General features: G+C 72.3%; 18 protein-coding genes. 7 read left to right on the forward strand and 11 right to left on the reverse strand.

Translation table 11 applies throughout. The features are described 5' to 3' along the window. Positions 1-8 precede the first annotated feature (8 nt). Positions 9-806, reverse strand: a complete 798-nt coding sequence (locus QSK36_RS05495) for a purine-nucleoside phosphorylase (protein ID WP_396779991.1) — start codon at positions 804-806, stop codon at positions 9-11. 53 nt (positions 807-859) lie between these two features. Next, complete coding sequence (locus tag QSK36_RS05500) at positions 860-1,312, reverse strand: gamma-glutamylcyclotransferase family protein (protein WP_139573495.1); 453 nt, start codon at positions 1,310-1,312, stop codon at positions 860-862. 138 nt (positions 1,313-1,450) lie between these two features. Here QSK36_RS05500 and QSK36_RS05505 point away from each other — a divergent pair, with 138 nt between their 5' ends. Continuing rightward, complete coding sequence (locus QSK36_RS05505) at positions 1,451-2,845, forward strand: NAD(P)H-quinone dehydrogenase (protein ID WP_139573494.1); 1,395 nt, start codon at positions 1,451-1,453, stop codon at positions 2,843-2,845. Between the two features lie 21 nt (positions 2,846-2,866). Here the strand turns inward: QSK36_RS05505 and QSK36_RS05510 are convergent, their stop codons facing one another. Further along, on the reverse strand, positions 2,867-4,036 hold the full coding sequence (locus QSK36_RS05510; RefSeq protein ID WP_183534508.1) for an MFS transporter: 1,170 nt from the start codon (positions 4,034-4,036) through the stop codon (positions 2,867-2,869). Positions 4,037-4,081: 45 nt separating this feature from the next. Here QSK36_RS05510 and QSK36_RS05515 point away from each other — a divergent pair, with 45 nt between their 5' ends. Further along, a complete protein-coding gene (locus QSK36_RS05515) occupies positions 4,082-5,110 on the forward strand; it encodes an ROK family transcriptional regulator (RefSeq protein WP_285781554.1) in 1,029 nt (342 codons plus the stop codon). Between the two features lie 11 nt (positions 5,111-5,121). Here the strand turns inward: QSK36_RS05515 and QSK36_RS05520 are convergent, their stop codons facing one another. Then, positions 5,122-6,348, reverse strand: coding sequence for a pentapeptide repeat-containing protein (locus QSK36_RS05520; RefSeq protein WP_183534512.1), 1,227 nt, complete (start codon positions 6,346-6,348; stop codon positions 5,122-5,124). A gap of 191 nt (positions 6,349-6,539) precedes the next feature. Then, on the reverse strand, positions 6,540-7,949 hold the full coding sequence (locus QSK36_RS05525; protein ID WP_221263519.1) for a hypothetical protein: 1,410 nt from the start codon (positions 7,947-7,949) through the stop codon (positions 6,540-6,542). Positions 7,950-8,205: 256 nt separating this feature from the next. On the opposite strand from QSK36_RS05525, the gene QSK36_RS05530 reads away from it, so the two are divergent. Continuing rightward, positions 8,206-10,131 (forward strand): asparagine synthase-related protein, encoded by a 1,926-nt coding sequence (locus QSK36_RS05530; RefSeq protein WP_285781555.1) that lies wholly within the window; start codon positions 8,206-8,208, stop codon positions 10,129-10,131. Positions 10,132-10,159: 28 nt separating this feature from the next. On the opposite strand, the gene QSK36_RS05535 is transcribed toward QSK36_RS05530, so the two are convergent. Then, positions 10,160-11,908 carry an acetyl/propionyl/methylcrotonyl-CoA carboxylase subunit alpha gene (locus QSK36_RS05535; protein WP_285781556.1) on the reverse strand — a complete coding sequence of 583 codons (1,749 nt, stop codon included), beginning with the start codon at positions 11,906-11,908 and terminating at the stop codon, positions 10,160-10,162. Positions 11,909-12,117: 209 nt separating this feature from the next. On the opposite strand from QSK36_RS05535, the gene mycP reads away from it, so the two are divergent. After that, entirely contained in the window at positions 12,118-13,272 is a 1,155-nt protein-coding gene (mycP, locus tag QSK36_RS05540; RefSeq protein ID WP_183534520.1) for a type VII secretion-associated serine protease mycosin, read from the forward strand. Positions 13,273-13,388: 116 nt separating this feature from the next. After that, positions 13,389-15,593 carry a serine/threonine protein kinase gene (locus QSK36_RS05545; protein WP_285781557.1) on the forward strand — a complete coding sequence of 735 codons (2,205 nt, stop codon included), beginning with the start codon at positions 13,389-13,391 and terminating at the stop codon, positions 15,591-15,593. A gap of 177 nt (positions 15,594-15,770) precedes the next feature. On the opposite strand, the gene QSK36_RS05550 is transcribed toward QSK36_RS05545, so the two are convergent. Together QSK36_RS05550 and QSK36_RS05555 are read right to left on the reverse strand one after the other, a co-directional pair. Next, complete coding sequence (locus tag QSK36_RS05550) at positions 15,771-16,139, reverse strand: VOC family protein (RefSeq protein ID WP_285781558.1); 369 nt, start codon at positions 16,137-16,139, stop codon at positions 15,771-15,773. A 71-nt stretch (positions 16,140-16,210) separates the two neighbouring features. Beyond that, positions 16,211-16,984, reverse strand: coding sequence for an oxidoreductase (locus QSK36_RS05555; RefSeq protein WP_183534526.1), 774 nt, complete (start codon positions 16,982-16,984; stop codon positions 16,211-16,213). A gap of 75 nt (positions 16,985-17,059) precedes the next feature. Here QSK36_RS05555 and QSK36_RS05560 point away from each other — a divergent pair, with 75 nt between their 5' ends. Continuing rightward, the gene (locus QSK36_RS05560; RefSeq protein WP_285781559.1) at positions 17,060-17,641 is read left to right on the forward strand and encodes a TetR/AcrR family transcriptional regulator; all 582 of its coding nucleotides are present in this window, start codon (positions 17,060-17,062) and stop codon (positions 17,639-17,641) included. 67 nt (positions 17,642-17,708) lie between these two features. Further along, a complete protein-coding gene (locus tag QSK36_RS05565; RefSeq protein ID WP_285781846.1) occupies positions 17,709-18,305 on the forward strand; it encodes an SDR family NAD(P)-dependent oxidoreductase in 597 nt (198 codons plus the stop codon). A gap of 4 nt (positions 18,306-18,309) precedes the next feature. On the opposite strand, the gene QSK36_RS05570 is transcribed toward QSK36_RS05565, so the two are convergent. Genes QSK36_RS05570 through eccCa form a run of 3 tightly spaced genes read right to left on the reverse strand, consistent with a single transcriptional unit; the run spans position 18,310 to position 23,734 of the window. Then, positions 18,310-19,431 carry a WXG100 family type VII secretion target gene (locus QSK36_RS05570; RefSeq protein ID WP_285781560.1) on the reverse strand — a complete coding sequence of 374 codons (1,122 nt, stop codon included), beginning with the start codon at positions 19,429-19,431 and terminating at the stop codon, positions 18,310-18,312. Then, entirely contained in the window at positions 19,428-19,733 is a 306-nt protein-coding gene (locus QSK36_RS05575) for a hypothetical protein (RefSeq protein WP_139573479.1), read from the reverse strand. Before QSK36_RS05575 ends, QSK36_RS05570 begins: the two co-directional genes overlap by 4 nt. Positions 19,734-19,753: 20 nt before the next feature. Beyond that, positions 19,754-23,734 carry a type VII secretion protein EccCa gene (gene eccCa, locus QSK36_RS05580; protein WP_285781561.1) on the reverse strand — a complete coding sequence of 1,327 codons (3,981 nt, stop codon included), beginning with the start codon at positions 23,732-23,734 and terminating at the stop codon, positions 19,754-19,756. Positions 23,735-23,796: the final 62 nt, after the last annotated feature.

A 23,796-nucleotide genomic window follows, 5' to 3' on the forward strand; every position in this document is an offset into this window, starting at 1 on the left:
GATGCCCCCTACAGCTTGTCGACGACCTGGGCGAGCAGGACGCCCATGCGGGCGGCCGTGGCCCGGCCGACCTCCAGGACCTCCTCGTGGTTGAGCGGCTCGCCCGCCAGGCCCGCGCCGGGGTTGGTGACCAGGGAGATCCCGAGCACCTCCGCCCCGGCCTCCCGGGCGGCGACCGCCTCCAGCACGGTGGACATGCCCACCAGGTCGCCGCCGAGGGTGCGCAGCATGCGGATCTCCGCGGGTGTCTCGTACGTCGGGCCGCGGAAGGCGACGTAGACGCCCTCGGCCAGCGTGGGGTCCACCGCGCGGGCGAGGTCGCGCAGGCGCCTGGAGTACACCTCGGTGAGATCGATGAACGTCGCGCCCGTGATCGGGTTGTCGCCGGTGAGGTTGATGTGGTCGCTGATCAGGACGGGGTCGCCGACCTTCTGGGTCTCCGGCCGCAGCCCGCCCGCCGCGTTGGTCAGCACCACCGTGCGCACCCCGGCCGCGACGGCCGTGCGCACCCCGTGGACCACCGGCTCCACCCCGCGGCCCTCGTACAAATGCGTACGTCCAAGGAAGATCAGGGCGTTGAGCCCGGCGGCCGTGCGCACCGCGCGCACCGTGCCCGCGTGACCGGCGACCGCCGGAGGGGAGAACCCGGGCAGTTTCGTCACCGCGAGCTCGGCGACCGTCTCGCCGATCGCGTCCGCGGCCGGGACCCAGCCCGAGCCCATGACGAGGGCGACGTCGAAGGAAGGGATGCCGGTGAGGTTCCTCAGCGTGGTCGCGGCCTCGGCCGCCAGGTCATATGGGGTCACTTTGCTGAGGGTACAGAAGAGCATGAACCCGGCCGATAAGAGCCGGGCCCGTGTCAGTCGCCGAGCTTCTTACAGGGACGGGTGCGCAGCGAGGTGACGTAGTCGTCGGGCGCGCCCGCCTTCTCGGCGGCTTCGGCCAGGATGCCGATGTAACGCGCCGACGGCAGCCCGCCCTCATAGGAGTTCAGCACGTACGACCAGGCGAGCACGTCGCCCTCCAGCGTCGCGACGCGGAGCCGGAGCTTCCGGTAGAGGCCGAGGTCGGTGCCGATCCAGCGGTCGAGGGATGCCTCGTCCCACTCCGGCACGTCGTACAGGACGACGAATACCTGCTCGTCGGCGTCCTCGACTATCGTGGCGAGAGCGCCCTCCCAGCTGACGTCCTCGCCGCCGAAGGTGAGCCGCCAGCCCGGGAGCCAGCCCGTTCCTCGCATGGGCGAGTGGGGAGCCCACTCCGCCATCTGCTTGGGGTCCATGTTGCTGCCGTAGGCCGCGTAAACAGGCACGGCACACAAGCCTAAACCAAGATCCCGAAAGTTGGACGGGTAGCGCGCACGGGGGTGTGGCGAGAAAAATCCGCGTAGTCAGCCCGTTACGCGCACCTCGCCGGGAATACGAAGCCAGGATGCGGGACAATGGACCATGTGACAAGGATCGTGATCATCGGTGGTGGCCCCGGCGGATACGAGGCGGCTCTGGTCGCCGCGCAACTGGGCGCCCAAGTCACCGTCGTGGAGGAGGAAGGACCCGGCGGGGCGTGCGTGCTCACCGACTGCGTGCCGTCCAAGACCCTGATCGCCTCCTCCGTCCGCAAGCAGGCGCTTCTCGACGCGTCGTCGCTGGGGGTCCGCTTCGACGGCGGCCCTGACCACGACGCCGGCGGCGTCGCCGTGGACATGATCGATGTGAACAAGCGCGTCAAGGAGCTCGCGCTGGCGCAGTCGAACGACATCGCCGCCCGGCTGGCCGCCGAGGGCGTCGAGGTCATCCGCGCCCGGGGCCGTCTGGTCGATCCCCAGGTGGTGCGCGCGGGCGACCGCACGATCCGGGCCGACGTGGTCATCGTGGCGACCGGCGCCCACCCCCGCGTGCTACCCGGGGCGGAGCCCGACGGCGAGCGCATCCTCAGCTGGCGCCAGCTGTACGACCTGGAGGAGCTGCCCGAGCACCTGATCGTGGTCGGCTCCGGCGTCACCGGCGCGGAGTTCGCCGGCGCCTACCGGTCGCTCGGGTCGGAGGTCACGCTGGTCTCCTCGCGCGACCGGATGATGCCCAACGAGGACGCCGACGCGGCCGAGGTGCTGGAGGAGGTCTACCGGCGCCGCGGCATGAACGTCATGGGCCGCTCGCGCGCCGCCTCGGTCAAGCGCACCGAGCACGGCGTCGTCGTGACCCTGGAGGACGGCCGCACCGCCGAGGGCAGCCACTGCCTCATGACCGTCGGCATGGTCCCCAACACGTCCGGGCTCGGGCTGGAGGACAACGGCGTGCGGCTCGACCGCAACGGCTTCATCGAGGTCGACAAGGTGTCGCGGACCTCCGCGCCCGGCGTGTACGCCGCGGGGGACTGCACCGGCGTCCTGATGCTCGCCTCGGTCGCCGCCATGCAGGGCAGGATCGCGGTCTGGCACGCGCTCGGCGAGGCCGTGCAGCCGATCAGGCTGGCCACGGTCGCCGCCAACATCTTCACCGACCCGGAGATCGCCGCCGTGGGCGTGTCGCAGCGGCAGATCGAGGCGGGCGAGATCGAGGCGAACGTCGTCAAGCTGCCGCTGGCCACCAACGCCCGGGCCAAGATGCAGGGCTTCAACGACGGTTTCGTGAAGCTGTTCTGCCGTCCGAACACCGGCATCGTGCTCGGCGGCGTCGTGGTCGCCCCGCGCGCGTCGGAGCTGATCCTGGCCCTGTCGGTGGCCGTGCAGCACCGCCTGACCGTGGACCAGCTCGCGCACACCTTCGCCGTCTACCCGTCGCTGTCGGGCTCGATCACCGAGGCCGCCCGCCGCCTCATGTCCCCGCTGACCGCCGGCGGCATCTGACCCGCCCCCCGCCACGCCGGGTCAGTCCGCGCACGCCGCGCCCACGGGGACGCGGGCTGCGGCCGCGCGTGGGCTCAGCGCGCGCGCCGGCCAGATCATCGCTCCGACCATGCACGTCACCAGGGCGAACGCGAACGGGAAGGCGAACGCGCCGGCCAGCCAGCCGATGACGGAAGGCGCCACGAGTCCCGACATCCAGGTGATCGACGCGACCCCCGCGACGCCCTCGGCGGGTGTCCGGGCGACCTGGCCCGCCGCCGCGAACACCAGGGGCACGACGACGGCGACGCCGGCGCCGAACAACGCGAACCCGGCGATCACCGGTGCGGGGGTGCGGAACGCGACCACCGCCACGCCGCCGAGCACGGCCGTGACGGCCCCCGCGCGCACCGTCGCGACCGGCCCCAGCCTGCGCACCGCGAAGTCTCCGGCGAGCCGCACCGTGACCATGCACGCGGTGAACACGGTGAAGCCCGTCGCGGCGAGGCCCGCGCCCGCCCCGGTCACGTTCGTGAGGTAGATCGCCGCCCACTGGCCGCTGGCCCGCTCCGCGAAGGTGGCGAAGAAGCCGATCAGGCCGATCAGCAGGACGGCCCTCGGCGGCACAGTGAAGCGGGACGGCGGTTTCTCGTCCGGCGCGGGCGTGTCGTCCAGGAGCACACGGCTTCCCACGGCGCCCACGGCGATCAGCGCCGCCGCCATGAGAGTGAGATGCGCACGCGCGTCCAGGCCCGCCTGCGCCGCGGCGGCCCCGATGCCCGCGCCGCACAGGTTGCCGACGCTCCACATGCCGTGCAGGCCGGACATGACCGAGCGGCCCAGCCGCCGTTCGACGAGCACGCCCTGGGCGTTCATGGCCAGGTCGCACATGCCCGCGGCGGCGCCGGACAGGAGGAACACGGGGACCAGCCACAGGGGGCCCGGCGCCAGCACGGGGAGGGCCAGTGAGGCGCACCACAGGGCCAGGAGGGCCCGGGTCGTCGCCCTGGCCCCGAAGCGGTAGGCCAGCCGCGCCGTCATCGGCATCGCGAGGAACGAGCCGATCGGCGGGCAGAGCAGGACGAGCCCGAGAGTGGCCGTGCCCAGGCCGAAGTGGTCCTGGAGCCACGGCATTCGGGTGGCGAGGGTGCCCGCCACCGCTCCGTGTACGGCGAAGACGAGGGCTGTGGCCCGTTGATGTCTGTCTCGCATGGAGATAAATTAACAGGCAGGGTTCCTGATAAAAAGAGGTTTTTCATGAAGACCGCGACACCCCAGCTCGCCCGGGCCATCAACGACCGGCTCGCGCTCGACCTGCTCCTGGAGCGTGGCCCGCTGACCGCGCCGCAACTGCGCGCGCTCACCGGCCTGTCCCGCCCGACCGTGTCGGACCTGATCGAACGCCTCCAGGTCAACGGCCTGATCCAGGTCACGGGGGAGAGCGGCGGCGACCGGCGCGGCCCCAATGCGCGGCTCTACGGGATCGTCGCCGACCGGGCATTCGTGGGCGGGGTGGACGTGCGGCGCGACGTGGTCAACGTCACGGTGGCCGACATCGCCGGCGTCACCATGGGCGAGGCGACGCGGCCGATCGGGGAGAACCTTCCCGCGCTGGTCGCGGAGGCGCTCACCGAGGCGGCCGGCTCACGTCCCCTGCACGCCGTCGTGATCGGTGCGCCCGGCATGGTCGACCCGCAGACCGGAGACCTCGCGGCCGGGAACGCGGAGCCCGCCTGGCGACCCGGGCTCCTCCCGGCCCTGCGCACCCTGGTCGACGCGCCGGTCATCGTGGAGAACGAGGTCAACCTGGCCGCCGTCGCCGAGCACGCCACCGGGGCGGCCGCCGGGCGGGACGACTTCGTCCTGCTGTGGCTGGGCGACGGCGTCGGCGCGGCCGTCGTGCTGGACGGCAGGCTCCGCCGGGGCGCCTCCGGCGGCGCCGGCGAGATCGGCTTCCTCGGCCGGCTCGACATCAAGGTGTGCGACCTGCTGGGCGCGCAGGCCGTACGCGGACTGGACCTCCCGGCCCTGGCGGAGAGGGTCGCGACGGCCGCCTTCACGCTCGTGGCCGTGCTCGACCCCGGCCTCGTCGTCCTCGGCGGCGCCACCAGCCTGGCGGGCGGCGACCCGCTGGCGGCCCTGGTGGCCGAGCGCCTGGCGGAGGTCTCGCCCGTCCCCGTGCACGTACGCGTGAGCGGCATCCCGGACAATCCCGTCCTGAGGGGCGCGGTCTCCACCGCCCTCTCGATCGCTCGCGACGCCGTCTTCGGGCAGGGCCGCCGGTGAGCTCGCCGAGGTCAGCGGTGGCCGCCCGTGGCGGACAGCCGTGACCTGACCTCGTGCAGCGCCTGCCGTCCCCGCGCGACCGCCGTGGCCGCCGCCTGCAGGTCGTAGGGCGTCTGGGCGACGTTCAGCGCCTGCTTGGCCGCCTCGTACGCGTCGAGTGCCGCGCGCCACTCGTGCGTCGGGCCGCTGACCTGGTTGATCTTCATCTCGAAGTCGAGGGCGTCGATCTCCTCGCCGAAGCGGGTCACGTCCTCCTCGGCGGCGTGCCTGGCCACCGCCATCTCGGCCACGAAGCGCTCCTTGCGCCGGTGCGCGACGCCCCACAGGATCAGCGTCAGGCTGAGGCCGAGTCCGGACACGACGACGAGGATGAGCGCGGGCGACGGGCCCTTCGGGCGGACGGCGTTTGCGGGCACGTCCTGCTCCCAGGAGGTCGTCCTGTCCGCGGCCGGTTCGTCTCCGGCGGCGGCGCCGGGCGCGACGGCGTCGTCGGGGAGGTTGACCGGCGTGCCCCGCGCCCCGGTGAGGTCCACGTCGTCGGCCTGGGTGAAAGAGGCCTTGTCGACGTTCGCCCCGTGGAAGTCCGCGCCGTCGAGTTCGGCCTGGGTGAACTCCGCCTCGGACAGGTCGGCGTCCTTCAGCGCGGCGTGCTCCAGATGAGCCTGGCCGAGCTTGGCCTCGCCGAGCTTGGCCCGGGTGAAGTCGGCCTTGCGGCCCTTGATCTGCCCGAGCGTGGCGTCCTTCAGGTCGGCGTCCACGAGACTCGTGTCGGTGAGGTCGGCCTGGGTGAGCACGGCCCGGGTGAGGACCGCGCCGGTCAGGTCGGAATGCGGGAACTCGGCCTGCACGGCCTCCGCGTCGGTGAGGACCGCCCCGCGCAGGTTCGCCCGCTTGGCCTGCATCTGGCCCATGTCGGCCTCGGTGAGATCGGCGCCGCGCAGGTCGGCGTAGTCGAGATGCGCCTGGCCGAGGTCGGCCTCCTTCAGCGATGCCTTGCGCAGGACGGCCCCGGTGAGGTCCTTGCCCGTGAGGTCCACCCCGTCCAGCTTCGCGCCGGTGAGGTCGGCGCACCGCATGACGGGGGGCAGGGCGGCGCTGGTGAGGTCCCTGCCGCGCAGATCCACGCCGCTGCCCGGCTTGCAGGGCGCGGCGGCCGCGTGAGCGGCTGTCGCAGGAAGCGACAGGAACGCGAGCGACAGGAACAGGGCGGCGACGGAGAGGGGGGCGAAGCGACGCACGGGGGGCCTCCTGAGGGGAACATCCCGAGTCTCCCATGCGATCTTTAATCGCACTTGCAATCCGCTGACCGGCCCCGCGACGCCGGCTGTGGTGCACGTGGCCGCAACCCGTGGTCGCGGCCCGCGACATGACGAAGGGGCGGACCCCCGGGTCCGCCCCTCGTCGATGCCGCGCGGAAAGCGCTCAGGCGTTACCAGTCGCCGCCGCCGCCGAAGTCCCCTCCGCCGAAGTCGCCGCCACCCCAGTCGCCGCCTCCGCCGAAGTCACCGCCGCCGCCGCCGAAGTCGCCTCCGCCGCCCCAGTCGCCACCGCCGGACTCCACGCCCGCGGCGTAGCCGGAGTCGTAGCCGGCGCCGTATCCGCCGTGACCCCAGCCGCCGAACGCGTTGCCGAGCATGGTGCCGACGAGCATGCCGGTCAGCAGGTCGCCGCCGCCGAAGCCGCCGTAGTAGCCGTACGCGTAGGGCTGGTAGGCGGGACCGGCGTCCCAGTAGGGCCTGCGGTGGCCGTTCACCATGACCTCGCGCATCTGCGGGTCGAAGCCGCGCTCCACCGCCTCGGCGTCCGCCGCGCAGGCGGGGACGTCGCGCACCGCGCCGCCGGGGGGCGCCCAGCGGACGTTGCGGACCGACGGGCCGTGCTGCGGGTTGAAGAAGCACGGCGGGAGACGCTCGGGCAGCGGCTGGTTGTTCACACGCGCCTTCACGCAGGCCAGCGCGTAGCGGCCGTCCTCCAGCGTCGAGGTCACCGTGCGCAGGTCCTCGGGCCGCTTGATCCCGTCCAGCTCGGTCTTGGCCCGCTCGTAGGAGTCGAGCGCGCGCTGCCAGTCGCCCGTCGTCTCGGCCTGCGGGAGCATCTTGACGTCCACGTCGAGCGCGGTGATCTCCTCACCGAACTTCGTGACGTCCTCCTCGACCGTCTGCTTGACGGCGGCGAGCTCGGCGGCCTCGCGCTCCTCACGCTTGCGCTTGTTGCGACGTCCGATGATCCACAAACCGGCACCTCCCACAACCGCGATGCCCAGGATGCCGACAAGCACACCCGAACCACCGCCACCGCTCTTACTGCCGGAAGTCAGGGGCTCCTTGCGGTTGCCACCCGCGAACTGGTCGATCCGGTGGACGAAGTCCTCCATCACTGCGACCGGGTCGCCCTTGTTGTTGGCGGCGGCCAGGTTGGCGATCTGGCCGGCGGCGCCCCGGGAGTTCCTGCCGAGCGCGCTGGACCCGGCGAACAGGTTCGTGCCGTCGATCACGGCCACGGTCGCCGAGGTCCGGCCCGCCTGGGCGAGCGCGTTGCCGAGCTGCGTGATGTACGCGCCCGCCTGCTGCGACGAGGTGATCGTGCCGTCGGGCAGGGCGACCGCGTAGATCTTCGTGTTCGCGTTCTCGAGCGCGTCACGCACGCCCGACTGCTGGTCGGACGTGAGCGGGGCGCCGCTCTGCACGAACAGCGGGTTGCCGCTCTTCCAGGACGACAGGACCGTGGTCGGGTCCGGGGGAGCCGCCGCCATTGCGGACGGTGCGAGCGCGAGCAGGGTGATGAGCCCGGCGAGCAGCGCCGCCAGGGCGGCCCCCACCCGGCCGAGCGGTGTCTTCATGGTCACGGCTTCAAGCCTCCTTCGCCCTACAGGACGAACGGCAGGGCGCGATGGTTCCTCCACAAAAACCTATCGTTCCGCACCCGGGAGGCGGCATGCGTCCTCCTGCCGATGAACGACGGTGGCGTCGCCCGCCGAACCGTCCGCCGCGATCTCGCATCAAACCCCTCATGGATCGAAGACGTGATCAAGGAGTTGCGTTGCGAGGCGTTGCGACAACGACGGCGCGACCCGTTTCTCTCGGGTGAGGTGGCGGATGCGCGTCTACTTGGGCATCGCCGCCAAGCGGGCCGGTGCGCCGTTGCCTCCCGTGGGGTTCGCCGCGGCCCGGGCCGCGATCGGCCGTGCCTTTCCCGTGCCCGCCGAGACCGTCACCGCGGAGGAGTGGCGGTCCGTCGCGGGCGACGTGGCGCTGCTGTCGTGGTCGAACGAGCCCGGGGACGGCGTCCTGCCTCTCCTGATCAGGGGCGATCGGGTCAGGGGCGATCGGGTCGCCGGTGTCACCGGTCATCTCGCCGACCCTGCCGATGCCGCACGCCTGCCGGCGGCCGGTCGCCTGGGGGAGACCGCGTGCCGTACGGGCGGCTGCTTCTCGGTGTTCCGCGCGGGTGAGGGCGAGCTGACGGCCGCCACGGGGATGACGGCGGCCTGCCCGGTGTTCCACGCGGAGACTCCGGACGTCTACGTCGTCGGAAACCGGGCGCTACTCGTTCACTTGGTCGCCCGCGCCGTGGTGACAGACACGGCCCGTCCGGCCCTCGCCTGGAACCTTCCGGCGCTGCAGTGCATGGTCCGGATGGGCTACTTCCTGTCCGACGAGACCCCGTTCGACGGGGTGCGGGCGCTGCCGCCGGCCACCGAGATCGCCGTCGTGCGGGGGACGGGCGTGACCCACGAGGTCCCGCCGCCCGAGGCGCGGCCCCGGCCCGGCTCCGCCCGCGGCATGCGCGCCCAGGCCGACGAGCTCGCCGCGGCGCTGCTGGCCTCCGTGCGACCGCTGACGGCCGTCACGGAGCCCGTACGGCTGTCGCTCACCGGCGGCAGGGACAGCAGGCTGCTGGCGGCGCTGCTCCACCACGCGGGCATCCCGTTCACCACGGCCACCTCAGGACGCGAGGGCACCCCCGACGTCGTGCTGGCGCGGCGCGTCGCGGCGGCCCTCGGCGTGGAGCACCGGGCGGTCGAGCCGAAGCGTTCGGCGGACGCCGCGCACCTGGTCGTCGCCCACCCCAGGGTCCGCGCGCACAACGTCGTGCACGTCTGCGAGGGCATGCTGTCGGCGTACGAGAACGTGCCGGAGGCGGCGCGCTTCGACCCGAGGCCGCGGATGTCCGGGCACGGCGGGGAGGTGCTGCGGGCGGGGTTCCTCCACAACCAGGAGGACCTCGCCGTCACGGCCATGCGGCGCAGGATCGAGGGGCTGTTCACCAGGAACGCCGACCTGCTGAGCCGGGAGGCCGCGGATCACGCCCGCGATCTGGCGGAGCCGTGGCGGCGGCGCGGGAAGGACGACCCTGCGGGGACGCTCGACCGGCTCTATCTCACCTACCGCGTCGGCCGCTGGCACGCCGCCTCCCGGGCCGCGCTGCTGCGCGGCGGGACGCCGGTGCCGCCGTTCCTCGACAACCTCGTCGTGCGGACCGCGCTGAGCATCGACCCGATGTGGCGGCGTTCCGAGGATGTGGTCCACCGGTGCATCGTGGCCTTCGCGCCCGGGCTGCGGGACGTCCCGATCGAGGGCAGGCCGTGGCGGTTCGCCGCCGAGCCCGCGGGCCGGACGTTGCTGGGCCGTGTCCGGCGTCGCCTGTGGGATGTCCCGTCGCCGGTCGCCGGTGGAGGCGGCCCCAAGCCCTGGAACTGGCGCGTCGACGTACCGGAGGCACTGGCCGCCGAGCTCCGCGCCGGCGTCCTCGCGTGGGACGGGACGGCCGTCACGGACGAGCTGGCGCGAATCGTGGACGAGGCGGCGGTGGCCGGTCTGTTCTCCGGTCTGTCCGCCATGTCCGGGGGGCGGCCGAAGGCGCGGCGGCCCCAGGTGGCGTGGCACCTGTTCACGGTGGCCGTCATGGTGGCCGACGGCTTCTCCGGCTCCGCGCCCCCCGCGGACGCGCCTATGCGGATCGCCGATCCGATGGACGATCACCGGGGCGATGGCCGCGTGCCTTCGAGGGCACGGGCGTGACGCGGGCCTCCACGGCCGGCGTGGAGGCTCAGGCGTCCTTGATCTCACACAGGACGGCCCCGGCGGTGACCGTCTGGCCGACGGCGGCGGCGAGGCCGGTGATCGTGCCGCCCTTGTGGGCGGTCAGCGGCTGCTCCATCTTCATCGCCTCGAGAACGACGATCGTGTCACCGGGCTCGACGGTGTCGCCGTCGGCGACGACGACCTTCACGATCGTGCCCTGCATCGGGCTGACGAGGGAGTCGCCGCTCGCCGCGGCCTTCTTGGCGCCGCCCCCGCCGGACCGCCGGGGCGCCGCCTTCCTGGCCGGGGCGGAGCCGGCCGTTCCCAGGCCCGCGGGCAGGACGACCTCCAGGCGCTTGCCGCCGACCTCGACCGTGATCCGCTCGCGCTCGGCGGGCTCGGCCGCCTCCACGGCCCCCTCGTACGGCGGGATCCCGCCCGCGAACTCGGTCTCGATCCACCGGGTGTGCACGGAGAACGGCTCGCCGGTGAAGGCGGGGTCGTCCACCACGGCCCGGTGGAACGGCAGCACGGTCGGCATGCCGCCGATCTCGAACTCGGCCAGCGCGCGGCGCGACCGCTCCAGCGCCTGCCGGCGGGTCGCGCCGGTGACGATCAGCTTGGCCACGAGCGAGTCGAACGCCTGCGGCACGCTCATCCCGGTCTCGTAGCCGCCGTCAAGCCGCACGCCGGGGCCGGACGGGACGCGCATCGACGTGATCGTCCCCGGCGCGGGCAGGAAGTTGCGGCCCGCGTCCTCGGCGTTGACGCGGAACTCGATGGAGTGGCCGCGCAGCACGGGGTCGTCGTAGCCCAGCGGCTCGCCGTCGGCGACGCGGAACATCTCACGGACCAGGTCGATGCCGGCGACCTCCTCGCTGACCGGGTGCTCGACCTGCAGCCGGGTGTTGACCTCAAGGAAGGAGATCGTGCCGTCCTGGCCGACGAGGAACTCGCAGGTGCCGGCGCCGACGTAGCCCGCCTCGCGCAGGATCGCCTTGGAGGAGGAGTAGAGGAGTTCGAGCTGCTCGTCGGTCAGGAACGGGGCCGGGGCCTCCTCCACCAGCTTCTGGTGCCGGCGCTGGAGTGAGCAGTCGCGGGTGCTGACGACCACGACGTCGCCGTGGGCGTCGGCCAGGCACTGGGTCTCGACGTGACGCGGCCGGTCGAGGTAGCGCTCGACGAAGCACTCCCCGCGCCCGAAGGCGGTGACGGCCTCGCGCACCGCGGACTCGTACAGGTCGGGGATCTCCTCCATGGTGCGGGCCACCTTGAGCCCGCGCCCGCCGCCGCCGAACGCCGCCTTGATCGCGATCGGCAGGCCGTGCTCCGCGGCGAAGGCGACGACCTCGTCCACTCCGGAGACCGGGTCGGGGGTTCCGGCCACGAGCGGGGCGCCCACGCGCTGCGCGATGTGCCGGGCCTGGACCTTGTCGCCCAGCGCGGTGATCGCCGAGGGCGGCGGGCCGATCCAGATCAGGCCGGCGTCGAGCACGGCCTGGGCGAAGCCGGCGTTCTCGGCGAGGAAGCCGTAGCCGGGGTGGACGGCGTCCGCGCCCGTCTTCTTCGCCACCGACAGGATCTTGTCGATGTCGAGGTAGGTCTCGGCCGGGCTCTGCCCGCCGAGCGCGTGCGCCTCGTCGGCCACCCGCACGTGCAGCGCGTCCAGGTCCTGGTCCGCGTAGACCGCGACACTGGACATCCCGGCGTCTCTGCAGGCCCGGGCGATCCGTACGGCGATCTCACCGCGATTGGCGATCAGGACCTTGTGCACCGCGTCCATCCTTCCGTCGGACCCCTGGGTTACGAGCCTTGGTGGATTTTATGCACCTGCCGACGCTGGACGGCGTCCGCCCCCTTACTGAGTGGGACTGCTGTCGCGCCTCGTCCCCACCCCTCCACGTCCTCATCACCGGCATGCCGGGTTTGAACCGGCATGTTTTGAAGCGGCATCACCGGTCGGGTTCGTTAGGCTGATCACTTATGCGGGGACCCGGCCTTCTGGCGACCGTGCTGGCGCTGCTTCTCATGGCACCGCCCGCGCCGCCCGCCCAGGCGCGCGCCGCGCCGGTGCGATGCGCGCCGCGCAAGGGCAGCATGGGGGTGGCCGAGCCGTGGGCGCAGCGCAGGCTCGACCCGAAGCGGTTGTGGCCGCTCACCACGGGTGAGGGGGTCACGGTCGCGGTCATCGACAGCGGGGTGGACCTGACCCACCCCCAGATCCGGGTGGCCAAGGAGGTGGACTACACCGGGACGGGACATCGCGACTGTGTCGGCCACGGCACCGCCGTCGCCGGGATCATCGCCGCCCAGTACGTGAAGGGCGTCCCCTTCATCGGTGTCGCGCCGGGCGTGCGGCTGATCTCGCTGAAGCAGACGAACGAGGAGAACGGCGACCCGGACACGCTGTCCAGGGCCATCGTGGACGCGGCCGACTCCGGCGCCGACGTGATCAACGTGTCGATCGAGGCCCACGACAATCCGAAGCTCAGGCAGGCCGTGGCGTACGCGCTCGGCAAGGACGCGGTGATCGTGGCGGCGGCCGGCAACACGACCGCGGATGACGGCACGCCGGAGGCCTCCTACCCCGCCGCCTACCCGGGGGTGCTCGCCGTGGGGTCGGCCACCCCGGACGGCAGGCGTGCCGACTTCTCCAACACCATCACTCCCGTCTCCGTCCTGGGGCCGGGCCAGGAAATCACCTCCACCTGGCCCGGGCGGTCGTACATGAGCGGGCTCGAAGGCACCAGTTTCGCCGCGCCGTACGTCGCGGGGGTGGCGGCGCTGGTGCGCGCCCGCCATCCGGAGCTGAACCAGGAGCGGGTGCGGTGGCGCATCACCGCCACGGCGGACGGCGGCGTGGGGACGGGCACGGGCGCCGGGATGGTGAACCCGCTGCTCGCCGTCACCGCGATCCTGCCGCTGGAGGCCGTGGACGCTCCCGTGATCGCGCCGCCGGCGCCGGCCCCGCTGCCGCAGAACGCGGTGAGCAGGGCGGCTCCGGTGGACCGGGAGGCGATCGACCTGGCGCTGACGATCGCGGCGGCTGCGCTGTGCGGTGTGGGACTGATCGTGGCCGTGCGGGTGTTCGTGCCGATGGGCAGGCGCAGAAGGTGGCGCCCCGGGCGCGAGGGTTGACTCGTCGGCTTTGAGTAATTGACGGTTAAATGTTTTGGCCTGCCGGAAACAGCTGCTTTGTGTGGTGTCCTCTTGGTTGAATGATCCTGATCAGGTCACTTCCAGAAAGGACTGAGATGCACCCTTTACGGCCGGGTGATCCCGAGCAGATAGGCGAGTACGCCATCCTGGGACGGCTGGACGAGGGGCCCCGCGGCGACGTCTATGTCGGCAAGGAGACCGGCGACGACGCCCCTGTGCGGGTGATCAAGCTCTTGGCCGCCGAGCCGGGTTCGGGGCAGGCCGTCCTCGACCGGCTCACTGTGGCCACGCGTGTGTCCAGCTCATATGTGGCCCGCACGATCACGGCGGGTCTGTTCGGTGATCGACCGTATGTCGTCAGGGAACACGTCGAGGGGCGCAGCCTGGCCGCCGCAGTGGCGGCCGAGGGCCCGCTCTCGGGGGAGGCGCTCGAACGGGTCGCGGTGGGCGTGCTCACCGCGCTGACCGCCGTGCACCTCGCCGACCTCGCGCACGGCTCGCTCACCCCGCACAACGTCATCGTCGCGGACGACGGCGTCAAGCTGACCGACGTCGCCGTCGGGCCCCCGTTGGGCGAGCCGGCGTACCGGGCTCCGGAGCAGATCCGGGGCGAGCGGTACGACGCGTACGCGGACATGTTCGCCTGGGCCGCCACGGTGGTCTTCGCCGCGACCGGGCGTCCGCCGTTCCCGCAGGAGCCGCAGGCGGTGCTGAACGCGCAGCCCGACCTCGGCGGACTCGAGGAGCGGCTGCGCCAGGTCGTGCTGCCCGCGCTGGCCAAGGAGCCGGGGCAGCGGCCGACCGCCTACACCGCGATGCTGCAACTGCTCGGCGGCGGCGGCGCCGCCGGGGCGCAACCGGTGGCGGATCCCGGCGCGACGGTGGCGCTGCCCGCGCAGCCGTCGCAGCCGCCGGTCGGGGGAGTCCCCGTTCCGCCGGTTCCGCAGCAGACGTGGGGTCCCGCGCCCGTGCCCCAGCAGCCGCCCACCCCAACCTGGCAGCCGCCCGCCATGCCGCAGGAGCAGCCCCGGCAGCAGACGTGGGGGCCGCCGACCACCCAGGGCCAGGTCGAGACGGCCAAGCGCAGGCCGTTCCCCGTCGGCCTCGCGGCGGCGGTCGGCGCTGTGGTCCTGCTCTCCGGAGTGGGTCTGTGGGGCGCCGGCCACTACGCCGAGGTCCAGCTGTCGCCGGCCGCCGCGGAGCGCGCCGCGGGCCAGCACGGGACCGGTGGGCGTGTGATCGCGGGCGGCGGAGACGTGGGTGGCGGGACCACGGGAGGCGCGACCGGAGGCGGCGGGCAGGCCCCGACGCCGGCGCCGCAGGTGACGGTGCCGTGGGCGCTGTCGTCCGACGATCCCGACTCGCCGGTGCAGCCGCTGGTGCTGCCGAGCGAGTGGCCGACGGACGCTCCGGTGACGCCGGAGCTCACCTCGGTCCCGACGCCCGGCCCGATCGTGCCGGTGCCGACCCAGCCGGTGGTTCCGCCGCCGGCGCAGCCCACCGGCCGGACGCAGCCGACGGCGCATGTGACGACCACCGCCACGGTCACCGCGATGCCCAGCCCCACGGCGAGCCCGGTGCCGACGGAGCCGTCTCCCGAGCCCCCGCCCACACAGTCTCCGAGCCCGGTGGCCACGGAGACGCAGGAGACGGTGCCGACCTCGGAGCCCACGGTGCCCGCCCGGCCGAGCCCCATGGTCTCGCCGGTGCCGACCACCCAGGAGCCGACCACCCAGGCGCCGTCCACACCGGCGCCGTCGCGGACCCCGACGGCTGTGCCGACCCGTACCGCGACGCGGACGGCGACGCCCCGCCCGACGGTCACCAGGACGGCGACGGCCCGCCCGACGGTCACCAGGACGACGACTCCGCCGCAGCCGACCGTCACGCCGAAGCCGACGGTCACGCTGAGGCCCACGGTCACGGCCAAGCCGACGACCGCGGCGCCGAAGCCGACCAGCACCGCCGCTCCGGCGAGGAACCCCTACAGCCCGGCACAGGTCTGCGGGTCGGGCTTCTACGTGCAGCACAGCAGCCCTCTGGCGGCAGGCACCGTCTACCAGCTGTACAACGCGAGCACGGGGGAGAACTGCGTCGTCACCATCAAGACGGCCGACGTCGGCAAGGCGACGCCCGTCTCCGCGACCCTGGAGGTCCAGGGCGGCGGTATGAAGACCGACAGCGGTAACTACGAGTACTACGCCGGCCCGGTGAAGCTGCAGGCCAAGGGCAAGTGCGTCAGGTACTCCGGCCGCGTCGGCTCGGCCGGCGCCAGCTCTGACTGGGGCAACTGCGGCTGACCGATCCACAGGAAGGCCGGACCGCCAGGTCCGGATTCAGGAAGGCCGGGCGGGTATCCGCCCGGCCTTCCGTCTGCGCTCCGCCTGAGATCCAGCCGTCCAGGGCGTCGATGACGACGGTCACGAGACCCGGCACCGCGAGTGGCAAATGCCGGTGCCGGAGGCGGTCATGCCGTCTCATCCGACGCGGAGACAGAAGGGGTGCCCGGCGGGGCTGGCGTAGACACGGGAGCCTGCGGCCGGTGAGACAGCATCATCGCTTTCGGGGCTGAGACGACGGGCCCCGGCAGAGACCGCCAGACGGTCCGCGGCCTCCAGATCGTCGACCGCCAGATCGACGTGCATCTGCTGTGAACGGCCGCCGGGCCACTGCGGTGGAAGATGCTCTGGAGCCAGCTGGATCACGAACGCCGGAAACCCGTCGATCCGGAGAAAATGATGGGTCTGCGTCCGGGTGATGGCGCCGCCCAGCAACTGATGCCAGAAGGCGCTCTCGGGCTCCAGCTCGGCAGCCTCCAAGAGCACCGCACTCAGGGTGAATTTCATGACTTCCTCACTTCGAGATTCGTGGTCGTACGAGGTGGGGGTGAGCCTCGAGGACTGCCGGCGGTGATCGGTCACACCGCCGGGATGATGCCTCCGTCGACCCGGAATTCGGCACCGGTGAGCCATTTCGCGCGCGGTGAAGCGAGGAAGGCGATCATCTCCGCGACGTCCTCGGGCTCGCCCGGCCGCCCCATCGGCACGTTCAGGTGGTCCACAATCTGCTGTTTGACCTTCTCCAGCCCGGTGCCCTGGCTGTCCGCGATTCTCTGCAGGTGCTCCGTCGACCCCTCCGTGACGACGAAACCCGGCAGGACGCACACCACGCGCACGCCGTGCTTGCCCACGTCGGTGGCCAACTCGCGGCTGTAGACGTTGAGCGCCGCCTTCGCTGCCGCGTACGGCGCCTCGGACGGCTGCGGCACCCGGCTGGCAATCGACGAGACATGCACGACCACGCCGGAGCCCCGCTCCACCATCCCCGGCACCAGTACCCGGTCCAGGCGCACCGCGCTGAGCAGATTCATGTCGAGTTCGGAGCGCCAGGATTCGTCGGAACGCCGCAGCGTCGGCACCGCGCCGGTCGTCGCGCCCGCGTTGTTGACCAGCACATCCACCCCGCCGACAGCGTCGATCACTCGTCGGCCGAGTACAGCCACGCCCTGCTCGGTCGCAAGATCCGCGGGGATGAACGTCGCCGGGAAGCCTTCCGGCGGCGCGCTGCGTGAGGCGGTCAGCACCTGTGCGCCGGCATCGGCGAAACGGCGCGCGGTGGCCGCCCCCAGGCCGCGGCTTCCGCCGGTGACCAGCACGCGCAAGCCGCGGAGACCCTCTTCTGGTACTGCCATGACTACTGCTCCTTCAGTAATGTGAACCGGACTCCGGAAACTATACTGAACCAGGTTCACCTTAAGGAGCACCTGTTGCCATCGTCACGACCGCTGCGTGCCGACGCCCGCCGCAACCGGGACGCCCTCCTCGCCGCGGCACGCGATGCATTCCTCGCCGGCGAGGCCGATGCGCACGTCGAGGACATCGCCCGGCGGGCCGGCGTCGCTGTGGGCACGCTGTACCGCCACTTCGAAACGCGTGAGGCCCTCGTCGAGGAGGTCTATCGGCAAGAGGTCGCCGAACTGTGCGCCGCGCCACCGGCACTCCTGGAACAGCACGCCCCGGACGAGGCCCTGCGGCAATTCCTGCTCCTGCTCGTGGAGCATGCTGCGATCGGCAAAGGAATGGCCGCCGCGCTTGCGAGCATCATGGCGACAGACTCGCCGGTCTTCGTCGACGCGCGCGCACAGATGGCCGCCTGTCTCGACCGCTTGCTCGCCGCAGGCTCCGGGGCAGGCACGATCCGTGCCGACGTCGACGGCAGGACTCTCCTGCGCGCTATGGGAGGCGTCTGCAACCTGCGCGCCACGGAAGGCTGGCGTGAGGACGCCGCACGGATAACCGCACTCCTCTTCGACGGCCTGCGATGCCGCGCCGACATCACGAGGGCCTGACATGCTCGGGGTTCCGTGAAGTCGGCGTGGTTCGGCACCAGCCCCGAAGCCTTCAACGATCACCACTCTGGCCCAGGCAAGTAGCGTTGCGACGACTCCTTCCAGGCCAGGGCCGGGCCGCGAGGTCCGCGACATGCTCGACGTCCAGGTCGTGGGCGTGTGGAACGTGCTGCGCGCCGCCCCGCCCATCCTCCGCGAGCAACGCGGCGGCCACATCGTCAACGTGTCCTCGATCCTGGGCCTGACCGCCGTCCCGGGCTGGGCTCTCCACTGCGCGGGCAAGTTCGCACTGGAAGGGCTGAGCGAGGCCCTCGCCGCCGAGGTGGCGGACTTCGGCGTCACGGTCACCATCGTCGAGCCCGGCTACTTCCGGACGGAGTTCCTCACCGAGCACTCGCTCGCCCTGCCCGCCGAGACGACCGCGCACTATCCGGCCATCCGCGAGATGACCCTCGACCACCTCGAGCTGCAGGGCAGCCAGCTCGGCGACCCGGTCAAGGGCGCCGGCGCGATCATCGGCCGGGTCCTGGCCGGGGAGGGCCCGCTGCGGCAGCTCCTCGGCTCGGACGCCTACTCCTACGCCACGGCCAAGGTCGAGGCCCTGCGGGCGAACGTCGAGGCCACCGCGCTCAGCGCGCCCGCCACCGACTTCCCCGCCGCCTGAACGATCAGTATCCGCGGTATCCGCTGCCGGTCTTCATGCCCACCACACCGGGGACGGCCGAGACCGAGCCGTAGCGCGCGACGGCATAGCGGACGCCCGCGATGATGTTGTCCACCGGGTTCCAGATGTCCTTGTGCCCCGGCAGGGACCACCGGTCGAACGTGGGGTCGATGGTCTGCATCAGCCCCTTCGAGGGGGTTCCCGCGGCCGCGTTCGAGTCCCAGTTGTTGATCGCGTGGGGGTTCCCGCCCGACTCGTGCCGGATGATCATCCAGATGTCGTCCCGGTTCATCTTCCCGACGGGGTAGCCCTGGGCCGTGAGGATCTCGATGGCCTGCTCGATCCACTCCTTGACCTGTCCGGTGGGCGCGGGCCCGCCGCCGGCCGGCGGCGGGCCGCTCGGGCCGTAGCCGCCGAAGCCGCCGCTCCCGCCCGAGCCGCTCACGCCGCTCAGGCCGGTCCGGCCGTACGAGGCGTACGTCGGGTGCGCCGTGTCACCCCCCGTGTAGCCGGGGGTGCGCTGCCAGTCGACGGTGTGCCCGTGCCGGGGCACGAACTCCTGCTTGCCCGGGTCCGGGATCTTGGCGAAGGTGAGCGCGCCGTCGCGGTAGTCGGCGCCCAGGTGGGAGCTCAGCGTCTTCGTGGCGTCGCCGACGGCCGTGGTCACCTGCTCCAGGTGCGGCCGGGCGTCCTCGACGCCCCGGGAGACGATGCCCCGCAGCCCGTTCTCGAGCTCCTTGTCCGTCGCATCCTGGTTCCGGCCTCGGTAGGCCGCCGCCTCGGCGACCACGTCGGCGCAGATGCCGTCGATCTTCGACTTGGCGCTCTCCAGCGCGGTGGCGACCTTCTCCAGCGCGCCCACACACGCGACCAGGGCGTCGTGGAGGCCGTCGGCCGCCTTGCCGTATTTGTTCATGTACCCGACGAAGGCATCGGCGGAGCGGCCCTGCCACGCGGCGTCCACGGTGCGCACGGCCCGGCCCACGCCGCCTACGTAGTCCTGCGCGTCGCGGGCCGCGCCGCGCCACTTCCCGGCGATGTCGCGGATGTCGCCGGGATCGCCGCTCACCTTCTGCGCCATGGCGGCCAGCTCGGCGCCACCCGGCAGGTCCGAAACGCCACTCATACCTGCATCGAGGTGGACGTGGCCTTGTGGGCCGTCCGGACGTTGTCCTGCACGCTCTCCAGCGCCCGCTCCACGCCCTTCAGCTTGGTCCTCGCGTCGGCCGCTTCCGCGGTCAGCGCGGCGTAGGCCGTGTCGACGGCCGCCGCCAGCGCCGCCGCGCCGTCCACGTGCCCGAAGGCGGCCGCCCGGGTGCCGGGCGTCTCGGGCAGGCCGCCGTGCAGGCTCTCGTACTGGCCCCAGGCCTTGCTCACCGCCGTACGGCAGCTTTCGAGCGCCTGGAAGTGGATGTCGAAACCGGCCACGTACCGCTCCTCTCAGCCTGTCACTCTTCCCCGGGAGGAGGCAGGAACGCGGTCTGGGCGAGCCGCGCGCCGAACCTCCTGTCGACGTGGTAGCCCCGGCCGGGTGGCAGCGGATGCGCCCGGACGTTGCCGAACAGGTAGCCCTCGTCCTTGTTGCCGGACAGGATGACGGCGGGGCTGGCCATGTCCTTCAGCTTCTGGATGACCGGGTCGTACATGGCCCGGCCGGCGCCGCCCATCTGGCGCGACAGGACCAGGTGCAGCCCGATGTCCCGGGCCTGCGGCAACAGGTCCACCAGAGGCAGCAGCGGGTTGGACGAGGTGGCGACAAGGTCGTAGTCGTCCACGACGATGTAGACGTCCGAACCCTGCCACCAGCTCCTGTCCCGCAGTTGCTCGGGCGTGAGGTCCGCCGGAGGCAGCCGCTTGAGCAGGGCCCCGCGCACGTTGTTGATCAGCTCCTGGGCGGCGGTGCTCGACGCCGCGTAGCCGATGCGGTGGGCGGTCGCGGCCGAGTCGAGCAGCGACCTGCGGTAGTCGATGACGATCATCATCGCCTCGTGCGGCTGCCGCCTGGCCACCAGCCCCTCGGCGACGAGCCGCAGCAGGTTCGACTTGCCGCTCTCGGTGTCGCCCAGGACGACGAAGTGCGGGTCGGCGTCGAAGTCGAGCAGCACGTGCGAGAGCGTCGCCTCGTCGATGCCGATCGGGATCTTCGGTCCCGTCTCGTCGAGGCCGGGCAGCGAGGCCGCGGGCAGCACCGGTGGCAGCAGCCGGATCGCCGGCGCGGGCGGCCCCTGCCAGGCGTCCCTGACCGCGTGCACCAGCCCGCGGACGCCCGCGGCGAGGTCCTCGGAGCTCTGCACGCCGTCGATCCGCGGCAGCGCGGACAGGAAGTGCAACCCCTCCTTGGTGAGGCCGCGTCCCGGTATGCTCTCGGGGACCGCCAGCGACGCCTTCCTGTTCACCTCGGACTCGTAGGCGTCGCCGAGCTTGAGCTCGACCCTGGTGCCGAACAGGTCGCGGATGCTCGCCCGGAACTCCGACCACTTGTTGGTGGCCGCCACCACGTGGATGCCGTATCCGAGGCCACGGGCGGCGATGTCGGTGACGACGGGTTCGAGCGACTCGAACTCCTGCCTGAGCGTCAGCCAGCCGTCCACCACCAGGAACACGTCGCCCCAGCCGTCGCCGTCGCGGCCGGACTCGGCCCGCATCCGCCGGTAGGCCGCGACGGACTCGATGCCGTGCTCGGCGAAGTCCGCCTCACGCCGCTCGAGGATCGTGGAGATCTCGGCGACCGTACGGCGGACGCGGTCGGCGTCGAGGCGGCTCGCGACGCCGCCCACGTGCGGCAGCGCCTCCAGCGAGGCCAGGGAGCCGCCGCCGAAGTCCAGGCAGTAGAACTGCACCTCGCGCGGCGTGTGCATCAGGGCCATGCTCGTGATCAACGTCCGCAGCACCGTGCTCTTGCCGCTCTGCGTGCCGCCCGCGACGCCGACGTGGCCCGCGCCTCCCGACAGGTCCAGCCAATAGGGGTCGCGGCGCTGCTCGAACGGCCGGTCGACGATGCCGACGACCGCGTGGAGCATCCCCCGGCCGCCCCAGCTCGCGGTGGTCAGGCCGAGGTCGGGGGTGACGGACAGCGGCGGCAGCAGGTGGGCCAGCGTCGGCGACTCGGCCAGCGGGGGCAGCCAGATTCGGTGCGCCGGCGGGCCGTGGCCGGTGAGCCGGCCGACCACGACGTCGAGCAGGCTGTGCCGCGAGCCGCCGGGCTCCTCCGCGGGCGCCAGCTCCCTGGGCGTCTCGGTCACCTCCACGGGCGCGAAGGCGGTGCCGTACTCCACCACGTCGCGCACCGGGCGGCCGGCCTCGCCGGGCGCGGACCGCGTGGGGTCGGCGTGGTGGGGGCCGGACACGTAGGCCGCCTTGAACCGGGTCATCCCCGTGGTGTCGTACTTCAGGTAGCCGTTGCCCGGCGCGGGCGGCAGCTCGTAGGCGTCGGCGACGCCGAGCACGACCCGGCTCTCCATGGCCGAGAACGTGCGCAGGCCGATCCGGTACGACAGGTGGGTGTCGAGACCCCGCAGGCGGCCCTCCTCCAGGCGCTGGGAGGCCAGCAGGAGGTGCACGCCGAGCGAGCGGCCGAGCCGTCCGATCATCACGAACAGGTCGATGAACTCGGGCTTGGCGGTGAGCAGCTCGCTGAACTCGTCGATCACGACGAACAGGGTCGGCATCGGCTTGAGATCCGCGCCCTGCTCTCTGGCCCGCTCGTAGTCGCGCAGCGAGGCGTAGTTGCCCGCGGCGCGCAGCAGCTCCTGGCGGCGCACCATCTCGCCGTGCAGCGCGTCGTGCATGCGGTCGACGAGCGGCAGCTCGTCCTCCAGGTTGGTGATGACCGCCGACACGTGGGAGAGGGACTCCAGGCCGAGGAACGTGGCGCCGCCCTTGAAGTCGACCAGCACGAAGTTCAGGATCTCGGAGGAGTGCGTGATGGCCAGGCCGAGCACCAGCGTGCGCAGCAGCTCGCTCTTGCCGGAGCCGGTCGCCCCGATGACCAGGCCGTGCGGCCCCATGCCGCCCTGCGCCGACTCCTTGATGTCGAGCTCGACCACCCGTCCGTCCGCGCCCAGGCCGATAGGCACCCGCAGCCGATTGCGGCCGGCGCGGGGCTGCCAGATCACCGCGGGATCGAGATGGACGGGGTCGCCCACGCCGAGCAGGTCGGTGAGCGAGGTGTTGACGCCGAGCACGTCCTGCGCCTCGCCCTGGGCGCCGGCGGAGGCGCGCAGCGGCGCGAGCTGCCGGGCCAGTCCCTCCGCCTGGGCATAGCCGAGGCTGTCGGGGTCGCCGAGCCGGTTGCTCGACCGCCGTCCCGCGTGGTCGATCTTGACCATGTGGAAGCCGTCGGGCTGGACGTCCAGCCGGAGCGTGATCGCCTCGGGGGCCGGCCCGGTCACGCCGGACAGGTCGATCACGGTCACGCCCTGGATGGCGTCAGAGCCGAGCTGGCTGTCGTGCGGCACGTGCCCGCCGTCCACGATCACCACGTGGTACGGCAGGGCATCGGCGGAGGCGCCGGGCCGGAACCTGGCCCGCTCCCTGAGCTCCTCCCCGACCAGCGCGTCGAGGTGGGCGAGGTTCTCCGCCATGAGCCTGACCTGGCCCGCGGCGTCGGCCTGCTCGGGGTGCAGGGCGTGCGGCAGCCACTTCACCCACTCCCAGTGGGGCATCCACTCCTTGCTCGCGCAGATCATGATCCGCATGTCGTCGGGGGAGTGGAAGACGACGAGCTGCGCGATCACGGCCCGAACCAGCTCGCGCATCGCGGTGGGGTCGCCGGTGAGGTGGATGCGGGCGAAGGAGTGCAGGGCGACCGCGACGGGCAGCTCCGACACCGTGGCGTGCGCCCGGACGAACCGGCGCAGCGCCCCGGCCGACAGGGCGTCGAGGTCCTCCACCGGCTTGGTGTCCGGCGGGACGAGCTGGATGGCCAGCTTCTGCACGCCGGTGCCGAGCCGTACGGTCGCGAAGTCGTCGTCGCGCGGCCTGCGCTCCCACAGGCGCGGTCCCATCGCGATCCACCACAGCGAGTCGGGCGGCGGCCCGCTCCACTCCAGCGCCTCCCGCTGCTGCACGGCGGCCCTGCGGACCTTCCTGCGGATCTGGCCCAGGTAGCGGAAGTAGTCGCGGCGCAGCCCGTTGAGCCGGTTCCTGCGCTCGCCGGCGTTGCGTCCGAGCTGGCCGACGCTCATGCCGACCATGGAGACGGCGAACAGCCCGCTGGCCACGTACATGAGGGGGTTGCCGGTGCCGCCCGCCGTGAACATCAGCGCCATCGCGGCGCCGCCGGCCAGCATCGGCACGTACGTGAGCATGGACATCAGACCCTGCGGCTGGACCTCGGGAATCTCCGGTGGGGATTCCAGGAGGATCTCGCCACGGGGTGGTTTGGGGCCCGGGCGGCGTTCGGGACGCGAGACCACGACAATGCTCATCTGACTGACTTTTCTACCAGGTTTGCCGATATTTTCGGGCTGTCAGAGAGATCTTCGGGAGA

Source organism: Microbispora sp. NBRC 16548, from assembly GCF_030268985.1.
GTDB classification, from domain to species: Bacteria; Actinomycetota; Actinomycetes; order Streptosporangiales; family Streptosporangiaceae; genus Microbispora; species Microbispora catharanthi.